The following is a 3418-nucleotide window of genomic DNA, read 5'->3' as shown; positions in this document are numbered from 1 at the left end:
ACCTCTCCCTGGCCGAGCAGACCGTGTCGCAGGCCGGCTACGCCCGGACCGTCGACCTCTACGCGACAGGCGTCGAGAGCGTCGACGCCGACAACGCCACGGTCCTGGTGGCCGGCGTCCTGAACGGCTCCTACCCCGACAGCAGCGCCGAGGCGACCGACGAGGACCGCATCGAGTTCGAGCCGCAACCGTTCCGGTTCCAGGTCCAGCTCGTCAGGAGCGACGACGAGTGGCTCGTCGACGACTTCTCGCCGCTGAGCAGCGAGGTCGTCGACCCGACCGAGGGGCTGACGGATCCCGCTGAGCCCACTGAGTCCACTGGGCCCACTGAACCCACCCCGAGCGAGGGAGAGGGCTGATGACGCCGAGCTGGTACGACGTCCTCGGCGTCGAGCCCGACGCCGACACCGCTGAGATCCGGGCGGCCTGGAAGGCCGGGGTCTCGGATCTCGATCCGACCGATCGACGTTTCAGGTTGCTCAACAAGGCGGCCGAGGTGCTGCTCGACGACGAGCGTCGCCGCGTCCACGACGCCGAGCTCGCCGCGCAGGATCCCGACGGCGACCTCGACGGGGACCTCGACGGGGACCTCGACGGCACCGACGACAGCAGCCCCGCTGACGAGCCGACCTCTGGCATCGCGGAGCCGGCGAAGGCGACCGAGGTGTCCCAGCCGACCGAGCCGACCAAGCCGACCAGCGAGAAGGCGCCGGACGCTCCGGCGAGCCGCGCCCTCATCGTCACCGTCGCCCTCGGCGTGGTCGCCGTGATCACCGTGATCGCGACCGTCCTCACCCTGACCCTCGGGGGCCTCGGCTCCGACGGGGGAGGCGACAACGCCGACGGTGCACTGCCCGACGCCCGCGAGGTGGCGGCGGCGCGCGCAGCCGCGGAGGCCGCGGTCGTGCCGGTGCTGTCCTACGACTACCGCCAGCTCGAGCAGGGCAAGCAGGCGGCGCTGAGCTACATGACGCCCGACTACGCCGAGGAGTACGAGCAGCTCTTCGCCAGCGTCATCGCGGTGAACGCGCCCTCGACCGAGACGGTGGTGACCGTCGACGTGAAGACCTCCGGGATCGTGCGCACCGGCCCGGGCCTCGTCGACATCCTGCTCTTCGTCGACCGCCCCACGACCAACAAGCAGCAGACGACGCCGGAGATCTACAAGGACCAGGCGACGCTGCGCATGCGCGACATCGACGGGGAGTGGCTCGTCGACTGCGTGCTGTCGGGCGCCGGCAGCACCTGCGACTAGACGCGCCCGGCCCGAGGTGCTTGACCGCGGGCCGCCCTCGGGTTCATCATCTTCGCAACGCACGATGACGTCACGATGACGAACGACCGGACGGTCGCTCGGATTCGCAACGACACTCGCAGGCTGGGGTTGAGTCGCGCCCCCAACTGAGGTAACGTGGCGCCTTGCGCCTGCCCTCAGATACTCCTCAACCTGCCCGGTGGTTGATGCGGTGGTGGCCGGGCGCTCTCCACCAGCGTTTCTGTCGAAGGACGTCTCTTGGCCGCGCGCAGCACCTCTGCATCCACCCGCCCCACCAGCCCTAGCAGCGTCTCATCCTCGCGTCGCATCAGCTTCGCGAAGATCGATGAGCCTCTCGAGGTTCCTCAGCTCCTCGCTCTCCAGACCGACAGCTTCGACTGGCTCGTCGGCAACGAGAAGTGGAACGCCGTCGTCGAGCGTCGTCTCGCCAACGGTGAGGACGTGTCCAGCAAGTCCGGTCTGACCGAGATCTTCGAGGAGATCTCGCCGATCGAGGACTTCTCCGAGACGATGTCGCTCTCGTTCGAGAACCCGGTCTTCTACGACCCCAAGTACACCGTCGACGAGTGCAAGGAGAAGGACTTCACCTACTCCGCTCCGCTCTACGTCTCGGCGGAGTTCACCAACAACGACACCGGTGAGATCAAGGGCCAGACGGTCTTCATGGGCGACTTCCCGCTCATGACGCCCAAGGGCACCTTCGTCATCAACGGCACCGAGCGCGTCGTCGTCTCCCAGCTGGTTCGCAGCCCGGGCGTCTACTTCGAGCGCACGGCCGACAAGACGTCCGACAAGGACATCTACACCTCGCGGCTGATCCCCTCGCGTGGCGCCTGGCTCGAGTTCGAGATCGACAAGCGCGACCTCGTCGGCGTCCGTCTCGACCGCAAGCGCAAGCAGAACATCACCGTCCTGCTTAAGGCCCTCCAGGCCGTCGCCGAGGACATCGGCGAGGAGTACGACTACGACGCCGTGATGACCGAGCTGCGTCAGTACGAGTCGATCCAGCTCACCGAGGAGAAGGACCACACCCAGGGTCCCGACGACGCGCTGCTCGACATCTACCGCAAGCTTCGTCCCGGCGAACCGCCGACCCGTGAGGCCGCGCTGACGCTGTTGAAGAACTACTACTTCAACCCCAAGCGCTACGACCTGGCCAAGGTCGGTCGCTACAAGATCAACAAGAAGCTCGGTCTGGTCGAGGCCTTCGACCACCAGACGCTCACGATCTCCGACGTCGTCGCCGCGATCCGCTACATCGTCGTCCTGCACGACGGTCGTGAGGAGGTCGAGGCGCCCCAGGGCATGATCGACGTCAGCCCCGACGACATCGACCACTTCGGCAACCGCCGGATGCGCACCGTCGGCGAGCTCATCCAGAACCAGCTCCGCACGGGTCTGGCCCGCATGGAGCGCGTCGTGCGCGAGCGGATGACGACTCAGGACGTCGAGGCGATCACGCCGCAGTCCTTGATCAACATCCGTCCCGTCGTGGCGGCGCTGAAGGAGTTCTTCGGAACCTCCCAGCTCAGCCAGTTCATGGACCAGACCAACCCGATCGCCGGCCTGACGCACAAGCGTCGCCTCTCGGCGCTCGGACCGGGTGGTCTCTCCCGTGACCGCGCCGGCATGGAGGTCCGTGACGTCCACCCGTCGCACTACGGCCGCATGTGCCCGATCGAGACCCCTGAGGGTCCCAACATCGGTCTGATCGGTTCGCTGGCCTCCTACGGCCGGATCAACCCGTTCGGCTTCGTCGAGACGCCCTACCGCAAGGTCGAGAACGGCACCGTCACCGACAAGATCGACTACCTCACCGCCGACGACGAGGACCGCTTCGTCATCGCGCAGGCCAACGCCCTGCTCGACGACAACATGAAGTTCCGCGAGGAGCGCGTGCTGGTCCGTCAGCGCGACGGTGAGGTCTCCGAGATCCTCGCCGCCGAGGTCGACTACATGGACGTCTCGCCGCGCCAGATGGTCTCGGTCGCCACCGCGCTGATCCCGTTCCTCGAGCACGACGACGCCAACCGCGCGCTCATGGGCGCCAACATGCAGCGCCAGGCCGTCCCGCTCATCAAGAGCGACAGCCCGCTGGTCGGCACCGGCATCGAGTACCGCGCCGCGGTCGACGCCGGCGAC

Annotated in this window: 2 protein-coding genes and 1 pseudogene; all 3 read left to right on the top strand. The window is 67.3% G+C overall.

Features of this window, described 5'->3' with window-relative positions; all coding sequences use genetic code 11:
* The coding region (locus VOI19_RS16600) for a hypothetical protein (protein WP_323794070.1) at nucleotides 1-359 on the top strand (359 nt) is incomplete at its 5' end.
* Nucleotides 359-1255 (top strand): J domain-containing protein, encoded by an 897-nt coding sequence (locus VOI19_RS16595; protein ID WP_323794069.1) that lies wholly within the window; start codon nucleotides 359-361, stop codon nucleotides 1253-1255. The genes VOI19_RS16600 and VOI19_RS16595, both read left to right, overlap by 1 nt.
* 258 nt (nucleotides 1256-1513) lie before the next feature.
* Nucleotides 1514-3418 (top strand): annotated as a pseudogene (locus VOI19_RS16590) (DNA-directed RNA polymerase subunit beta); the annotation flags it as partial.

It is taken from the genome of Nocardioides sp. (assembly GCF_034670285.1).
In the GTDB taxonomy this organism is placed as follows: domain Bacteria; phylum Actinomycetota; class Actinomycetes; order Propionibacteriales; family Nocardioidaceae; genus Nocardioides.
This window is presented reverse-complemented; position numbering and strand designations above follow the sequence as displayed.

Excerpts from the sequence above, each read along its gene's own strand:
- VOI19_RS16595 (WP_323794069.1), top strand. The coding sequence starts at position 359 with ATGACGCCGAGCTGGTACGACGTCCTCGGCGTCGAGCCCGACGCCGAC.